Source organism: Paraburkholderia sp. CI3 (genome assembly GCF_050436505.1).
GTDB lineage: Bacteria > Pseudomonadota > Gammaproteobacteria > Burkholderiales > Burkholderiaceae > Paraburkholderia > Paraburkholderia tuberum.
In genome coordinates, this window is the sequence record NZ_JBNDMI010000004.1 from 394,286 (window position 1) to 409,895 (window position 15,610).

The following is a 15,610-nucleotide window of genomic DNA, read 5'->3' on the forward strand; positions in this document are numbered from 1 at the left end:
CCATGAACACGCTGAAAACCTGGGTGACGTCCCGGTGGTTCACCGTCGCGATCGGATTGCTATTGATCGCTGCGCTGATCTGGCTGGGCGGCCCCTATCTCGGGATCGGAGAACGGCAACCGCTCGCGAGCGCCGCGGCCCGGCTGGCGCTGATCTTCGCGATCGTGCTCGGCTGGCTGCTGGTCGAACAGGTCATGCAATGGCGCGCGCGGCGCAAGACGTCGCAACTGTCCGGCGAGCTGGCTGGACAGGACGCGCAGCTTCCGCTCGACGAACCCGGCAGCGCCGAACGCGAGCAGTTGCAGCGTCGCTTTCGCGAAGCAATCGATATGTTGCGCAAGACCCGCAGGAATGGCAGCAATCTCTACGCGCTGCCGTGGTATGTGGTGATCGGTCCGCCGGGCTCGGGCAAGAGCACCCTGGTGCAGAATTCCGGGCTCGAGTTTCCGCTCTCGGAGCGCTTCGGCAAGGAGGCGCTGCGCGGCATCGGCGGCACGCGCAACTGCGACTGGTGGTTCACCGACGAGGCGGTGTTTCTCGACACCGCGGGCCGCTACACGACGCAGGACTCCGATGCGGCCGCCGACGCGTCCGCGTGGCAGGCGTTTCTGTCGCTGCTGCGCCGCTATCGGCGGCGCCGTCCGTTGAACGGCGTGATCGTGACCATGAGTGTGTCCGATCTGTTGACGCTCGACGAAGACGCGCGTCAGCAGCACATCCGCACCGTGCGCCGGCGCCTCGACGAACTCGCGCAGCACCTGAAGGTGGCGGTGCCCGTGTATCTCGTGTTCACCAAGTGCGATCTCGTGGCGGGCTTCACCGAGTTCTTCGACGATCTCGGGCCCGATCTGCGCAGTCAGGTCTGGGGCATGACGTTTCCCGTCGACGCGAGTATTGAAGGTAGCGCCTGCGCGCGCTTCGCGGGCGAGTTCGACCTGTTGCTGGAGCGTCTGAATACGCGCGTGATCGAGCGTCTGCATGGGGAGCGCGATCGCAGCCGACGCGCCGCCGTGCTCAGCTTTCCGCAGCAGCTCGGCGCGTTTCGCGAAATTGCGCGGCAGTTCGTCGAAGGCGCGTTCGGGCGTCATCAGTACGGCGCAGCGCCGCTGTTGCGCGGCGTCTATCTGACCTCCGGCACCCAGCAGGGCGCGCCGATCGACCGCATGCTGAGCGCCGTCGCGCGCACCTTCGGCGTCGACGTGGCGCGCGTGCAGGGCGGCGGCACGCAACGCCGGACCTTTTTCGTCGAACGGCTGCTGAAGGAAGTGCTGTTCCGGGAGTCGGGCTTCGCCGGCACCAATCCGCGGCTGGAACGGCAGAAGCTCCTGATGCAAGCCGGGATGTATATCGGCATCGCGCTCGTCACGGCGCTGCTGATCACCGGCTTCGCCACCAGTTACACGCGCAACCGTCTCTACGTCGCGCAGGTGCAGGACACCCTGGAAGACCTGCCGCCAGCCAGCAGCCTCGCCGGCGCACCGGATCTCAAGACGTATTTCGCGCGTGCGCTCGCGCGCCTCGAAGTCATCTCCGGCGCGCAGGGCGTCGCGGGCCAGTATCAGGGCCACGTGCCCTGGCTGATGCGCTTCGGCCTGTTCCAGGGCCACGCGTTGTTCGGGCAGGTGCATGCCGCGTATCTGCGCGAACTCGACGGCACCTTGCTGCCCGGCGTCGGCGTGCGCTTTCGGGAAGGACTCAACGCCAGTGCCAACGCTCCGCAGGCACTCTACGACTACCTGAAGGGCTATCTGATGCTCGGCCAGCCGCAGCATCTCGATCCCGGCGAGCTGGCCGCGCTCGCGCGCATCGAATGGCAACGCATGTTCCCGCAGGATCCGGCGATCCAGAACGCGCTCGACAAACACTTTTCCGCGCTGGTCGACGATCCGGCGAAGCCGCGCGCGCTGACGCTCGACAACGCGCTGATCGATCAGGCGCGCGCGACGCTGAAGACCGCTGATCTCGCGACGCTGATCTACGGCAGCGTCCAGCTCGACGCCGGGCGTTCGGGGGCGCCGCCGGTGCGACTCGACCAGTCGCTCGGACTGCTTGGCAGCGTGTTTCGCCGCAAGAGTGGCGCGCCGCTGTCGCAACCGTTTCCCGCGCTGTTCACGAGGCCGGTTTTCGCCGCCGAGGTGAACGGCGGGATCGATCGATCGGTGGACGGCTTCGTGAAGGACTACTGGGTCTTCAACGCCAGCCGCATCGATCCGCTCGCGCGCTCGCGCTACGAACAGCAGGTGCTGGCACTGTACGAGCAGGACTACATCAAGGCGTGGGACGCGCTGCTCGCCGACCTGCAACTTCAGCAGGTGTCTGACATCCAGGGCGCAAGTGCGCTGGCCGCGAAACTGTCGGGTCCGAGTTCGCCGCTGAAAGCGCTGCTGCATCTCGTGCATGACAACACCAGTGACATGTTGCGCGGCGCCACGGCTGACGGTGCAACTTCGGCTTCATCGGCCTTGTCGGCTTCGGCGGTGGGCGCGCAGGCGGCGTCCGTCGGCGGGAACCTGGTCGCGAGACGCGCTGCGAACACGCGCCTTGCCGGCGAATTGCGCGATGCGGGCGCAACGTTGCCGGACGGCACCACGACCAACGGCACCGCAAGCACCAAACCGGGTTCGGGCGAAGCGCCGGCCAGCCGGGCGGGCGCCGCCATCGAGGCGCATTTCGCGCAGTTGAACCAGGTGAGCGTCGGCACGCCGGGCTCGACGCCGCTCGATCAGATGTCCACCGTGCTCGACCAGCTCGGCAAGAACCTGTTGACGATGACTGACCTGAGCGCACCCGGCGCGCAGAACAATCCGGCCGTGCTCGCGGCGCGCCAGGAGAGCGACCAGTTGCCGCCGCAGGTGGCTTCGCTGATTTCCGGCCTCACCGGCAAGAGTGCGGATCTGGTCGCGAGCGGAAGCAGCGCCGCGCTCGCCAGCCAGTTTCGCGAGGCAGCGGGCAACGACTGCGCGAGCTTTGTCGATGGCCGCTATCCGTTTGCGTCGAACCGTGCATCGGACATCCCCGTGCAGAACTTCGCCGAGCTGTTCGGCAATGGCGGACGGTTCGACAGTTTCTTCAAGTCGACGCTCGCGAAATCAGTCGACACGAGTGGCCGCAACTGGCGCTGGAAGCCCGGCGCGCCAACCGGCCCCGACGCCGTGCTGAGCGAAGCGCAGAGTGCCGACGCGATCCGCCAGATCTATTTCCGCAACGGCGCGCAACTGCAGGTCGGCTTTACGCTGCTCGCGCCGCAGCTCGATCCGGCAATCGCGAAGCTGACCGTCGAAATCGACGGGCAGAAGTACGACTACGCGGCGAACGGCCCCGCGAGCATGACGATGACGTGGCCTGGACCGCAGCCTGGACATGTGGTCGTCAGTGCGTTCGATACGTCCGGCCAGCCGGTCGGCACGCCGCTGAAATTCAATGGCGACTGGGCGTTCTTCCACGCGCTCGATGCGGCCCGTCTGCAAAAGCAAAGCGACCTGCGCTATCTCGCGACCTTCGACTTCGGCGGCCATGCAGTGAAGCTGCCGATCGCGCCCGCGAGTCTGAAGAACCCGTTCCTCAACGACGAAGTCCGTCGTTTCAGGTGTCCGCGATGAACGGTGGAGTCGGCTTCTTCGGGAAATTGCCCAGCGCGGGCGATTTTGTTCAGCGACGGCTGCCGTCCGCGTTCGTCGAAGGCTGGGACCGTGACTTCCAGCGCGCGGTCGAAACCGGGCGCCGCGAACTCGGAGCGCACTGGGATGCCGCATGGCGACAGGGCGCGGCGTGGCGCTTCGTGCTGCCCGCACCGGTGTGCGGCAACGTCGCGTGGTGCGGTCTGATCGGACCGGCCGTCGATCGGCTCGGCCGTGCCTTTCCGATGGTGCTGGCCGCGCCCTGTGGCGGCGATGTCGCGACCGTGCTCGGCAATCACGCGTGGTTCGACGCACTCGAGCGCGTCTATCGCAATGCGCAGCACGAGGTCGTGAGCGTCGAAACCTTCGATGTGCGCGTGGCGGCGTTGCCCGGTCCGCTGACGCACGTGCGACCTGCGACCGCCATGGCTGCGTTCTGGCGCGCGCTGCCGTGGGACAGCGGTCAATGGCGACTGGCGATGCCCGAAGGCGCGGCCGTTGGGATGGTGCTGGCCGAGGCATGGTCGCAACTCGGCAAGCGGCCGGGGCCGTGGTGCCTCTGGTGGACCGAACGTGCTGCGTGCCTGCTGGCGACGCGTGGTTTGCCGTCGAGCTACGCAGCGCTACTGGAGCCGGTGGTGTCGAGGGTGGGCGACATGGGTGACATGGGTGACATGGGCGATGCGCTGCGCGAGTTCGGCTCGGCATCCGCTCGTCAGTGGGAGTCTGTTGCGTTGCAGGGCGCTGAAGAGATCGCTGCCGGGCAATCCGGTCTGCATGCGGAGGATGGTCACGATGATCGAGTGTTGCCCGTCGGTTCATCGGCAGCCGGTCACGCTGCAGATGCCAGCGATGCGCTGCTGCTACTCGACGACGGCCGCACGCTGGTGCTGAGTGCCGATGACGGCCCGTCTCACTCGCACCAACGTGCAGCGCGCGCCATCCGCGAGACGGCGCAGCGCAGTGCGGCGGATCTGCCCAGTCTGCGGACCGGCCTGCTGGCGCTGCACGCGCAACTGCGCGGCGCCCGGCACGATGCGCACGATGCGCACGATGCGCGTTACGCAGCGGCAGCAAACGGCGCTGCCCTCGTCGCGCGCTTTGACGCAGCGCAGGTGCGACTGCTGCGGATCGGCGCCGCAGCAGCCTGGCACTGGCGGCGCGGCCAGTTGCAACCACTGTTCGTCGAGCGGGCGGCAGGCGCGGGCGGCGAATTTGACGATCTGCTGTTCGGCGATGCATGGCTCGCGATGCCCGGCATCGGCGCCTCCGAAGAGCCGGATTGCGACGAAGCGTGCATCACGCTCGAGGATGACGATCGCCTGCTGTTGCTCGTCAGCCGCGCGCTCATCCAGCTTCCGCAAGCGTGTCTGCTCGAGGCGCTGGCATTGACCACGAACGAGGACGCCCGCCTGCATCTCGCGATGTGCGCGGGCCTCGGCACGCAGCCCGCGCAATGGCCGCTGGCCGTGATTGAAGCCGGCTCATGACGACGCATTGTTGCTCCGCCGGCCGCACCGAGACAGGCAAGGTGCGCCGCCGCAATGAAGATGCGATTCTGGTTCGCGAGGACCTCGGACTGTGGGCTGTGGCCGACGGTCTGGGCGGCCATTCGGCCGGCGACTACGCGAGCACGCTGATCATCGAACGCCTTGGTGCGCTGACGCGCGAAGGCAGCGTCTTCGACTTCATTGCTGCGATCGAAGACAGCCTGCAGCAGGTGAACACCGAACTGCGCGAGGCCGCCGTCGCTCGACAAACCGACGTGATCGGTTCGACCGTCGCGCTGCTGGTGCATGACCAGCAGTTCGTGCTGTGCGGCTGGGTCGGCGATAGCCGCGTGTACGTTCAGGAAAACGGCGCACTGACGCAACTCACTCGCGACCACGTGCATGGTCAACCGGTCGACATCACGCATTTCGGACCACGCGCGCCGGCAGGCGTGGGCACTGGCGTGCTGACCCGGGCGGTCGGCGTCGACGAGACGCTCTACGTCGACTGGGCCATGGCCGGCAGCCGTCCCGGCATGCAGTTCCTGCTGTGCTCGGATGGCGTCAACAAGGAGCTCAGTGATGGCGAATTGACCGCCGCCTGTCGCGAGCAGCACAGTCCACGCCGGCAGATCGAGCGCCTGTTCGAACTCGCCCTTGCGCGTCGCGCGCGCGACAACATTTCCGCCGTCATCGTGCGGCTCGAAGCATCGTGAAATTTCCGCCATGATCCATCCGGACCCCATCCCTTCCGCTTATCACGGGCGCACGCCGAAGCTGGCCGCGCTATCCGACGCTTTCAGGACACGTTGTGAGCGTCAGATCGACGTTCTTCGCAGCGGGTCGGCACCCGCGAGAACTGGCGCGCGTTCCACCATTTCATCGTCCGCACGGATGGCCGGTGCGTTATCGGCATCCGTGCGCCGCAACCACGGCATGACTATCGTGCCGCCCGCGCTGTCGGTCCGCAGCGATGTCGTGCAGTGCGAGTGGCTGCGACCGAGGAGGCAGCAGGCATGAATGTGGACGAGCAGCAGGTCAACGACGCGTTGCGCGCGCTCGACGAAGCCCATCGACTACAGCGGATTCAGCGCAACGAATACCGGTACCGCCGACGCATGTTGTTCGAATCGCTGGGGCGGGACACTGCGGGTACAGGCGACACCGTGCGGCGGGTCGTGCTGTCGGGCGTCATGCAACAGCCGGACGTGTTGGCGGAAGGTCACGATGCCGGAAGTGCGGCAAGTGCTGAAGGGGGGGCAGTGCGCACGGACCTCGGCGCGCGACCGCTCGCCGCGCGGGCTGCCGTGCTGCTCGGCGTGGCCGCGGTGGGCGTCATGCTGTTTTGCTGGTTTGTCTTCGCATATTGAGCCCGCGTTTTCGAAGCAGCCAGTCCGAGCGCAACAGCCGCTCGATGTTGCGCCGATCTGCAGGGATCATTCTTCGTCCGGCCCGGATAGCGTCTGCAGTTCTGCGAGGCCGCCGGGCGCGATGTTTTGAAGGACTTCCGCGAAGCGCTTGCCGACCAGACGTCTGGCTCGCTTGAGCAGGATCGGCAGCGGACTGGACGGTTCGTGACGTTCGTAGTAGTCGCAGATTTCGTCGATGCACAGGACGACGTCATCGGGTCCCTGGATTCGTCCGTTATCGCGCCGAGGGGCAGGGTTCGTGGGCGCGTCTTCGCCGGTCGACACCAATCCGGCGGCGAGCGCTTCGCCGCGCTCTGGAAAGCGCCGCGCCAACTGTGCATCGACGAACTTCTTCAACTCTTCGATATCGTCGGTCAGGTGGCCCAGATCGGGTCCAGCGGTACCCAGCTTTTCGCTCGCAATTGCATCAATGGCGCGCGCGTGCTCTAGCGCCATCGCGAGTGCTGCGGCCGCATCGGGCAACTGGTGTTCGGGGCAATCCATGCAGCACGCTTCGAGATCGATCAGCGTGGGCGCAGGCATGCCCTCCGCAGAGGGTGGCGGGGTGATTGCGCCCGTCGCGATACGCAAATCACGCAACGAAAAGCGGCCGAGTCGCGGTGAGCTCACGAAGGGCGCGTTGCGGAAATAGGCGAGTACGCTCCGGGGATCGCCGAGCGGCATGATCGCGTTGGTGCGCGCGGTAGCATCGTTGTCGTCGGCGGCGTCCAATTGCGGGTGCGCCGCTTCCCAGTATCGTTCCAGCAGACCGCGAACCAGCCCCAGACCGGCACTCCAGCCTGCAATGCCATGAATGCGGGTCGAGGCGGCGGTCAGATGGATGGCCACACGCAGGTCGTTGGTACGGTTGAACAAAGCCTCGGCGGCGGTTGCCACCTTATCCCAGTCCGGTTCTACGGCGGCCTTCAGGCTGTCGCCCATCGCCCGCTCGGATGTCGGTGTGGCGAGCCGCTCCAGCGCGATGAATTCTGGATCGTATTCGAGGTTCTCGCCTGTCGGCGTGCTGTCATCGATGGGGCGGAGCAGGTGATCTGGATCGAATGGCGTCATGATTGGCTGGCGAAAAAAGAAGGGCGCTGAGACTACAACGACAGGGCGCGTCCAACGAGCGCGCGGCATCAAACGGACAACAGCTAATGCCCCGTAGTTATTCCGTCTCAACTGATCGTCAGCCTGGTACGCAGATCGAACGCTTTGCTAGCGAGCGCCAGGCGCTTGCTACCTTGCAAGACTTAGAACCTGGGTTCGAAAATCGCTGGCGTGCGTTTATTTGAGACTTCCATAATTCATGACGTCACCGCAGCGTAGCCTGCATCCAGCAAGCGGCAATGAGCGAAGGCCGCTTTTGAGCGTTCTTGAGCTTGTTGCGGGCGCTCGTGTGCAGTTCGCCGAGATCATTGGGGCAGTAGTTGGCCAGCGCGTGGCGCTTCAGCCAGGCCCACAGGTATTCGACCGGGTTCATGTCCGGCCCGTACGGCGGCAGGCACGCGATCTGGATGCGTCCGTCCAGTTGAAGTTGAATGATGGACGTCTGTCCCTTGGGCGCCCAGGTGCGGACTCTGGTCGGGCGCTCGCTGATGCGGGACTCGCGCACGAAGACAATCAGCCGCCCTTCTCGTCGGGCTTTTTTTTAAGGGCCGGCCAGGTGCGGCGCTTCCAGTTGCGCACGGCATCCTCGTTGCGCTCGATGGCCCGCTTCTCGGGTTTTTGCGGGCTAAAGCCCAGTGAGCCCAGGATGCGCCAAACCTGCGTCTGGCCACAGCGAACGCCGTGCATGCGTTCGATGACCGCGCCCACACGCTTGAGAGTCCACAGTTCAGTGCCAAATCCATGCTCGACGGGGCTTTGCAGCAGGGCGGCGCGAACAGCCGCCAACTGTTGCTCATCGAGTTGGGCCGGGCGCCCTCGCTCGCGCACCTCTCGCAGCGCATCGATGCCGCCTTCATCGAGCAGCCGCTTCCATGTGTACACCGTCTGCCGAGCCACACCCACCGCCAACGCCACCTCGGCGCAGCCCTTGCCCGCCAGCAGCAGCCGACCCGCCTTCAATCGCTTCTTTGCTGCTGCGCTCATTCGCCTTTGCGCCATGCCAACCTGTCTCCAGGACCGTCCTGAAAATATAACGCTTGAGACGCTCAAACTTGTCATGATTTACGGAAAAATCAATAGTCGATCAATGTAGTCGGCCCATTCCTGCATGACCCTGCGACGATCGTCGTCAAACGTTGTTCTGTCGTAGGGCCTTTTGCACGTCGCCACGTTTGGCGTGCGCCAGTTGCGCCGCGAGTACATCTACATCAATGCCGAGCCGTTCTCGTCCGACCGTACGAAGCGTGCCGCGAAATCCGTGCGTTGCATGTTTTCCCTGAAATCCCATTTCCCGCAATGCTTTGCTCAACGCGTCCCGATGTAAATGAGGCTTTTTTTGACGGGCTGGTGACGGAAACACGTAATGACCCTTTCCGGTAAGTGCCTGCAACTCGTTCAAAGCGGCGATTGCCTGCGTTGGCAATGGCACGATGTGATCGTGGCGCATTTTCATCCGCTCGGCCGCGACACGCCATTCCCCTGTCTTGAGATTCACCTCATCCCACGGCACTGCGGCCACCACGCCGGGGCGAAGGCCGGTCAACATGGTTAGCTTGAGGGCGGCGCGGGTGATGCGCGAGTTGTAGGCATTGATGGCCACGACGAGGGGAGCAATGTCCGCAGGCTTGGTAATCGCTGGTATGTGGCCTTTCTTGTGGCGTGGCTCAACGCCGCGGAGTGTCAAGGCGGCACCATGTTCGCGCAGTCCGTTCTGGACGGCGTATGTCACGATGCCTCCGACATACTGCCTTGCTTTGGTTGCGAGGTTGGGCGCGTGGGAGGCGATCGCTTCGAGTATGGGTTTGACCTCTGGCGTGGCGAGCGTCGAGATGGGCTTGTTGCGGAGCGCGGGATTTAGATATTCGCGGACAGCAAACTCTGCCTTCCGGTAGGTTTCATCTGCCCATTCCTTGCGTTTGAAGTCAAGCCAGCGGTGGGCGACGAGATGGAAGGCGCATTCGGCTGCGCGCTTGCGGGCCGTGGACTCCGCCCGGCGATGTTCGATCGGATCGGTGCCTTCGCGTACAAGATTGCGCGCGGTAGTGGCCGACCGTCGCGCATCAACGAGCGTGATATCGGGGGTAGGGGCCGAGGCTGAGGGAGTTCTCCTTGCTCGTGCTCGGTCGTCGATAGCGGAACAGCAAGGTTTTGGTGCCGTTCGGCTGGACCCTCAGGGCGAGCCCGTTTCCATCCGCGAGAAGGTAGGAACGGTCGCGAGCTCTGGCGGCACGGAACACCAACTCTGACTTCGGTTCGACGCGTCTGGGCTTGGGTTTGCCCCCGAATCTGGTATACGCAAAAATCGTCGATGTCAGTGGAACGCAAGGGATCCGTAGAGAACAAAAAACCCCGTAAGACGTTGATCTTACGGGGTTTCTCGAACTACATCGGCTTACGCCGGAAGAACTTGTGGTGCAGGAGAGGACTCGAATGTGAAGTTCAAGTATTTGATTTTAAATCAAAAAAATAGTTTATTTATGGCATATATACGCACTTGTATACGCAAAAATGTTGGATTCCACAGGACGCTCTGCAGTCTGCTGTGACGCTGAGCAACTCATTCATGCCGGATTTGACCGGTCGAATCAGTTTGTACTGAAGTACAAGGCTGGGGCTATAGAGAGTGCGGATGTCAACCGGGTGGTAATGGACGTACCTGAAGGGGCATCGCCAGCTTTCGATAATCGACGCGACAAATGCCGTCAATGACCTGCAGCAGGGTTGCCGATGCCAATTTGTAGATTCGGGATCACGTGGTCGAGGTTTCGATCTCGAGCGTTTACCGGCCTTCAAATCGTGCTAGTGCTTCCTATCTGTTCGAGCCAGTGCCTGAAACAGATGCGCGCCACTTCCTTCATCTTCGCGTAAGGCGGATTGCCGCCGAAATCCGACGAGATGATCGCGGCATCGCCCAGCATTTCGGTGACGAGCGAGTTGGCGCCGCCGCCGAAGGTCGGCGCGAGGATCGTCCCCTTCTCGTTGATGACATACACGTCGCTCTGGCCCTGATGGGTGCGAAGCTGGTTGATCTCCTGCTCAAAATCCGAGTAATCGGCGGCGAACAGATGAGGCGGCAGGCCAAGACGCGCCCACCGCGGATCGTCGCGATCGAAGCCGCACTTGAAGTCGCACGCAACCGGCGTAAGGCGACCGCTCCTATCCTCGCGCATGCGGATCGGGTTCAACTCGAGCGTCGTCATGCCGAAGTCGTGAAAGAGTTCCCAGAGTTTCGGCAACTGCTGCACGAGCGGCGAAATGATCTCCTTCGGCGCGCCGATCTCGCTCAGTGCATTCGCTACGACGAACGCCTTCAGCCCGGTCAGCGCATCGAACGGCACCATCGCCACCTGCTTCGGGTCGACTTCCTCGATGTCCATGCCGCCCACGTGCGAAAGCGTCATGGTCGGCGCACGAAAGCGGGTGGAATCCGTGATCGAGAAGTAGACTTCGTGCGTGGCCGGCACACCGGCTTCGAAGGTGACGCCATTCGCCTTCGCCTTGATGTGGCCGACGGTATGCCCGGCGAAGTAGAGCCGCTCCTTTTCCGCGAGCGCGGTCTTCAGGTCGGTCGCGCGGCCAAGCAAACCTGCCTTGCCTTTCTTGCCGACTCCGCCCTTGAAGACGGGCTTGATGAAGATCTGGCGATGACGGTCGATCAGCGCCTTGACTTCCTCTTCGCTGGCGCTCGGACCCAAAATTTCGCTGGCCGGAAATCCGACGAATTGCAGCAGGCGCGCGCCGTGCAACATACCCGTGATTTGCATGGAAATGTCTCCTGAAGTTTAAGCAATGCATTTCGCTTGCCTACAAAACAGCACATTGCGGGCGGACAGCGGTGAACCCAGTCGTGAGATGCCGGTTCGCCGGGACGCGGCGATCCGCGAGCAAAGATTGTTGGAACCGAATCATTCGGAGCGGGGCGCATAGGCATTTCATCCCGCCGCTCTGCGGGCCAGGCGACAAGATGCGCGCCTTGCGCGACTCGTCAGGCGACGGTCGCCGATCGCTCCGCTGCACCGCCTCGTCGATAGAGCACAAGCGTCGCGACGAGGCCGCATACGGCTGCGAAACTCAGCCAGTAACCGGGCGCCGCCTTGTCGCCGGTCACCTGAATGAGATAGGTCGACACGGCGGGAGTAAATCCGCCAAAGACGGCGGTTGCAAGGCTGAAAGCGAGCGAGAAACCAGCGACGCGCACATTGACCGGCATGACTTCAGTCAGCGCCGCGACCATCGCGCCGTTATACATCCCGAAAAAGAACGACAACCACAGCAGCACCGCGAGCATTCGGCCAAAGCTTGGCGCGGCCGCCAACCAGGAAAGAGCCGGGTAGGACGTGCAGATGGCAAGCAGTGTGATCGCGATCAGGATCGGCCGGCGCCCAATACGATCCGACAACGCACCGCCGATCGGTAGCCAGATAAAGTTGGATATGCCGACACAGATAGTGACCAGCAGGCTGTCCGCAGTCGTGAGCTTCAGCACCGTCTTGCCGAAAGTCGGGGTGTACACGGTGATCAGGTAGAACGTGGTGGTCGTCATCGCGACGAGCAGCATGCCTGCAAAGACGGTGCGCCAGTTCGCCAGCATCGTCCGAAACACCTCGCCGACGCGCGGGTGATGGCGCTGCTTCTTGAACGCTTCCGTCTCCTGCAATGAGCGCCGCAGGAAGAAAATGAACGGCACGATCGCACAGCCGATGAAGAACGGAATACGCCAGCCCCACGCGCCAATCTCATTCGCCGTCATCCAGCTATTAAGGAAATAGCCGAGCGCCGCTGCGACCACGATGGCGACCTGCTGGCTCGCCGATTGCCAGCTCGTATAAAAGCCTTTGCGGCCTGGGGACGCCATTTCCGCAAGGTACACCGAGACGCCGCCGAGTTCGGCGCCGGCCGAAAAGCCCTGCAGAAGTCGTCCCGCCAGCACCAGTGCAGGCGCGAGCATGCCGATCGTCGTATACCCCGGCACGCATGCAATCAGGATCGTGCCGCTCGCCATGATCGACAACGTCACGATGAGCCCCTTACGGCGGCCGACTTCGTCGATGTACGCCCCAAGCACGATGGCGCCGAGTGGTCGCATCAGGAACCCCGCCCCAAAGACGGAAAACGTCAACATCAGCGATGCGAACTCGCTACTGGACGGGAAGAACACCCTGGCAATCTGGGCGGCATAAAAGCCGAATAGAAAAAAGTCGAACTGTTCCAGGAAGTTGCCGCTGGTGACGCGCAGGACTGCGCTGAACTTTGATGTGCGAGCGCTAAGCGGGTCTTGCACCGTCAACGATGAGGGATTCATGATTTGTCTCCATGGATGTATTTTTATGGCATAACGGCCGGTCGACAGCGTTCGACCGGTTTGCGGTCAGTCGGACCCGGTTTGCAGGGTATTGGCTTGTCGCTTTTCTATCGACGACTTCAGGAGTGCGGCCGATCGATAGACTCCGTGGGCAAATTTGCCGTACGGCAGCGTGGCGAAGAGCGCCATGACCACGCCGAGGTGTGCCGCGAGCAACCATGCCATTTGAGCGGTGTCGCGCCAGGCCAGAAGCGCGAGCCCGGTTGCACTGGTGAGCAGGAGCAGCGCAATGAACCCCCTGTCCATCGGTCGCTGCTTCGGATCGCCGTGATTCGGGTGGCGGCGCAGGTTGAGCCATAGCAGCCCCGCCGGTCCAACAAGCAGGCCAATCCCGCCCGCAGTGCCGAGGAGCACAGGCAGGGTGAACAATGCGTAGGGCGCGTGCAGTCCGAGCGCGTAGTGATAGAACGTCGCGACGACGGTGGCCGCGAAGCACAGCATGAAGCCGTAGAACGTGAAATGGTGAAAGCGGCGACGTGCGAGTGTGAACGCGTCGCTCGATTCATTGCAGCCGTCTCCGTGCCCGCCGTCGAGGTAAGTGAGTCCAAGCACATGCTTCGTCGCCTCGGCGACGGCGGGAACCGAGGGCGCCGTCCCGGCGGACACATCACGCCAGAATCGCGTCACGCCGGCTCCGAGTGCAAGGATCGCAAAGCCGAATACCGCGCCAAAAAGCGCAGCCAGCAGGTTGTGCGGGAACACAGCATAGAAGTTTCCGCCCATGCGCTCGCCGGTGAGTGACCCTTTCAGCCAGACGCCGAGAATGAGGAAAAACGCGAGACCGGCTGCAAGTGCGAGCGAGACGGTCAGGCCGTTGCGCTTGTAAAGCGCGCCCATAAAGGACGGCCATGCGTATTCGGCGTAGGTCTCTATCCGAACCTGAGCCATCGCCTTCGGTACATTGACCGCGAACTCATGCGGCGGAGCGTACTGGCACGCGTGATAACACGCGCCGCAGTTGTGGCAAAGGTTGGCGAGATAGTTGACGTCGGCCTTGCCAAACTCGAGTCGGCGCGTCATGGCCGGAAAGACTGCGCAGAACCCTTCGCAATAGCGGCAGGCATTGCATATCTGCATCTGTCTTGCGACTTCAGCTTCGTTGCCAGTCAACGGAAGGACGCGAATCACCGGGGACGGCAGCTCGCTCATGGAGCGATGGGTACCGGAGGGAGGCGACGCGAGTTCCTGAGCCTCGCGAGCCAGTGCTTCAAGCTTGTGCACGGTGAACTCCATTGTGTTGGGTAGCGGCCTCTGCCGCTTCAGCGCCCGCAATGCGTCCAAAGGCGGTGCCGATTGACATGCCGACGCCCGCCGTATAACCCTTGCCGAGCACATTGCCGGCCATCATTTCGCCTGCTACGAAAAGGTTGTCGCTTGGTCGCCCGCCGAAATGCACCTGCGCTTTGTCGTTGACCTTTAGGCCAAGGTACGTGAACGTGATGCCGGGTCGCAATGCATAGCCATAGAAGGGTGGCGTATCGATCGGACGCGCCCAGTGAGTCTTCGGTGGCAGCAGATTTTCGGTGTGACAGTCATCGAGCGCAGTATGGTCAAACGTTCCAATCCTGCACGCAGCGTTGTACGCGTCGATCGTCTTGACGAAGGTTGACTCGGGCAACTTCAGTTTTCGGGCGAGGTCCGGAAGTGTGTCGGATCTTTCACCCGGGAAGACCGGCGGCATGAATCGGCCGACGGCCTTGGCATCGATAATCGAGTAGCCGATCTGGTCGGGCTGCTGCGCCACAAGGCGGCCCCAGATCGCGTACCGCTTTGGCCAGAAGTCTTCGCCCTCGTCATAGAAGCGCTTCGCGTCGCGGTTAAGGACTACGCCAAGCGATACACAATCGATCCGGGTGCAGATTCCACCGTCATACAAAGGCGCGCGTGCGTCGATTGCCACACAATGCGATTGCGAGGGGTCGCCGATTGCATCCGCGCCCGCATCGATCATGAATTTCAGCAATACGCCCTTGTTGAAGCGGGTCCCGCGAATCAGGAAGTTGTCGGCGGGCCACTCGCCGCGTTCATTCTGGCCCCACGCCTTTCGCAACCATTCGCGATTGGATTCGAAGCCGCCGGCTGCCAGCACGCACGCGCGTGCTTCAAAACGTTGTTTGCCGCTTCTCGCTGCGACGAACCGGTCGCCATCGAGCTCGACGGCGTCTATCGGGGTGTCGTAGCGAATCTGGACGCCATACGCTTCAGCGCTGCGGTAATACGCATTGACCAGCGCCTTCCCGCCGCCCATGAAAAACGCGTTGGTCCGGGCCACATGCAGCGCGCCTGACAGGGGTGGCTGGAACCGCACGCCGTGCTTCTGCATCCACGGCCGGCAACTGGACGACGCACGGATCACGAGACGCGCCAGATGCTCGTTTGTCAGGCCGCCAGTGACCTTGAGCAGGTCCTCCCAGTATTCTTCTTCGGGATAGGCGTCGACCAGCACATCCTGGGGCGCATCGTGCATGCAGCGCAGATTTCGTGTGTGCTGGGAGTTGCCGCCGCGCCATTCCCTGGGTGCCGATTCGAGCAGTTGCACGGAGGCGCCGGCTTCGCGGGCCATGAGGGCGGCGCATAGCGCCGCATTCCCGCCGCCTATGATGAGAACGTCGATCATCTCAG

General features: G+C 63.2%; 10 protein-coding genes and 3 pseudogenes. 4 read left to right on the top strand and 9 right to left on the bottom strand.

Annotated elements, in window-relative coordinates; all coding sequences use genetic code 11:
* Positions 1-2: 2 nt before the first annotated feature.
* From tssM to OKW29_RS23315, 4 genes are all read left to right on the top strand, one after another.
* Positions 3-3,599 (top strand): type VI secretion system membrane subunit TssM, encoded by a 3,597-nt coding sequence (gene tssM, locus OKW29_RS23300; protein ID WP_429292767.1) that lies wholly within the window; start codon positions 3-5, stop codon positions 3,597-3,599.
* Positions 3,596-5,107, top strand: coding sequence for a type VI secretion system-associated protein TagF (gene tagF, locus OKW29_RS23305; protein WP_429292768.1), 1,512 nt, complete (start codon positions 3,596-3,598; stop codon positions 5,105-5,107). Before tssM ends, tagF begins: the two co-directional genes overlap by 4 nt.
* On the top strand, positions 5,104-5,823 hold the full coding sequence (locus tag OKW29_RS23310; protein WP_184064080.1) for a PP2C family protein-serine/threonine phosphatase: 720 nt from the start codon (positions 5,104-5,106) through the stop codon (positions 5,821-5,823). Before tagF ends, OKW29_RS23310 begins: the two co-directional genes overlap by 4 nt.
* Before the next feature lie 300 nt (positions 5,824-6,123).
* Complete coding sequence (locus OKW29_RS23315; protein WP_429292769.1) at positions 6,124-6,477, top strand: hypothetical protein; 354 nt, start codon at positions 6,124-6,126, stop codon at positions 6,475-6,477.
* A gap of 66 nt (positions 6,478-6,543) precedes the next feature.
* Here the strand turns inward: OKW29_RS23315 and tssA are convergent, their stop codons facing one another.
* The 9 genes and pseudogenes from tssA to tcuA all read right to left on the bottom strand — a co-directional run bounded on the left by tssA (position 6,544) and on the right by tcuA (position 15,605).
* Positions 6,544-7,587, bottom strand: coding sequence for a type VI secretion system protein TssA (gene tssA, locus OKW29_RS23320; RefSeq protein ID WP_429292770.1), 1,044 nt, complete (start codon positions 7,585-7,587; stop codon positions 6,544-6,546).
* 244 nt (positions 7,588-7,831) lie between these two features.
* A pseudogene (locus tag OKW29_RS23325) lies at positions 7,832-8,625 on the bottom strand (IS630 family transposase).
* Positions 8,626-8,755: 130 nt separating this feature from the next.
* Positions 8,756-9,355, bottom strand: a complete 600-nt coding sequence (locus OKW29_RS23330; protein ID WP_429292771.1) for a tyrosine-type recombinase/integrase — start codon at positions 9,353-9,355, stop codon at positions 8,756-8,758.
* Positions 9,356-9,757 (bottom strand): annotated as a pseudogene (locus tag OKW29_RS23335) (phage integrase central domain-containing protein); the annotation flags it as partial. It abuts the gene before it with no gap.
* Positions 9,687-9,863, bottom strand: a complete 177-nt coding sequence (locus OKW29_RS23340) for an Arm DNA-binding domain-containing protein (RefSeq protein WP_429294916.1) — start codon at positions 9,861-9,863, stop codon at positions 9,687-9,689. The gene OKW29_RS23340 and the pseudogene OKW29_RS23335, both read right to left, overlap by 71 nt.
* A gap of 576 nt (positions 9,864-10,439) precedes the next feature.
* Positions 10,440-11,390, bottom strand: a pseudogene (locus OKW29_RS23345) (ATP-grasp domain-containing protein); the annotation flags it as partial.
* A 221-nt stretch (positions 11,391-11,611) separates the two neighbouring features.
* Entirely contained in the window at positions 11,612-12,928 is a 1,317-nt protein-coding gene (locus tag OKW29_RS23350) for an MFS transporter (protein WP_429292772.1), read from the bottom strand.
* A gap of 66 nt (positions 12,929-12,994) precedes the next feature.
* A complete protein-coding gene (tcuB, locus tag OKW29_RS23355) occupies positions 12,995-14,209 on the bottom strand; it encodes a tricarballylate utilization 4Fe-4S protein TcuB (protein WP_429292773.1) in 1,215 nt (404 codons plus the stop codon).
* Positions 14,196-15,605: an FAD-dependent tricarballylate dehydrogenase TcuA gene (gene tcuA / locus OKW29_RS23360; protein ID WP_429292774.1), complete on the bottom strand. Its 1,410-nt coding sequence runs from the start codon at positions 15,603-15,605 to the stop codon at positions 14,196-14,198. Before tcuA ends, tcuB begins: the two co-directional genes overlap by 14 nt.
* Between the last annotated feature and the right edge of the window lie 5 nt (positions 15,606-15,610).

Excerpts from the sequence above, each read along its gene's own strand:
- tssM (WP_429292767.1), top strand. The coding sequence starts at position 3 with ATGAACACGCTGAAAACCTGGGTGACGTCCCGGTGGTTCACCGTCGCG.
- tagF (WP_429292768.1), top strand. The coding sequence starts at position 3,596 with ATGAACGGTGGAGTCGGCTTCTTCGGGAAATTGCCCAGCGCGGGCGAT.
- OKW29_RS23310 (WP_184064080.1), top strand. The coding sequence starts at position 5,104 with ATGACGACGCATTGTTGCTCCGCCGGCCGCACCGAGACAGGCAAGGTG.
- OKW29_RS23315 (WP_429292769.1), top strand. The coding sequence starts at position 6,124 with ATGAATGTGGACGAGCAGCAGGTCAACGACGCGTTGCGCGCGCTCGAC.
- tssA (WP_429292770.1), bottom strand. The coding sequence starts at position 7,587 with ATGACGCCATTCGATCCAGATCACCTGCTCCGCCCCATCGATGACAGC.
- OKW29_RS23350 (WP_429292772.1), bottom strand. The coding sequence starts at position 12,928 with ATGAATCCCTCATCGTTGACGGTGCAAGACCCGCTTAGCGCTCGCACA.
- tcuA (WP_429292774.1), bottom strand. The coding sequence starts at position 15,605 with ATGATCGACGTTCTCATCATAGGCGGCGGGAATGCGGCGCTATGCGCC.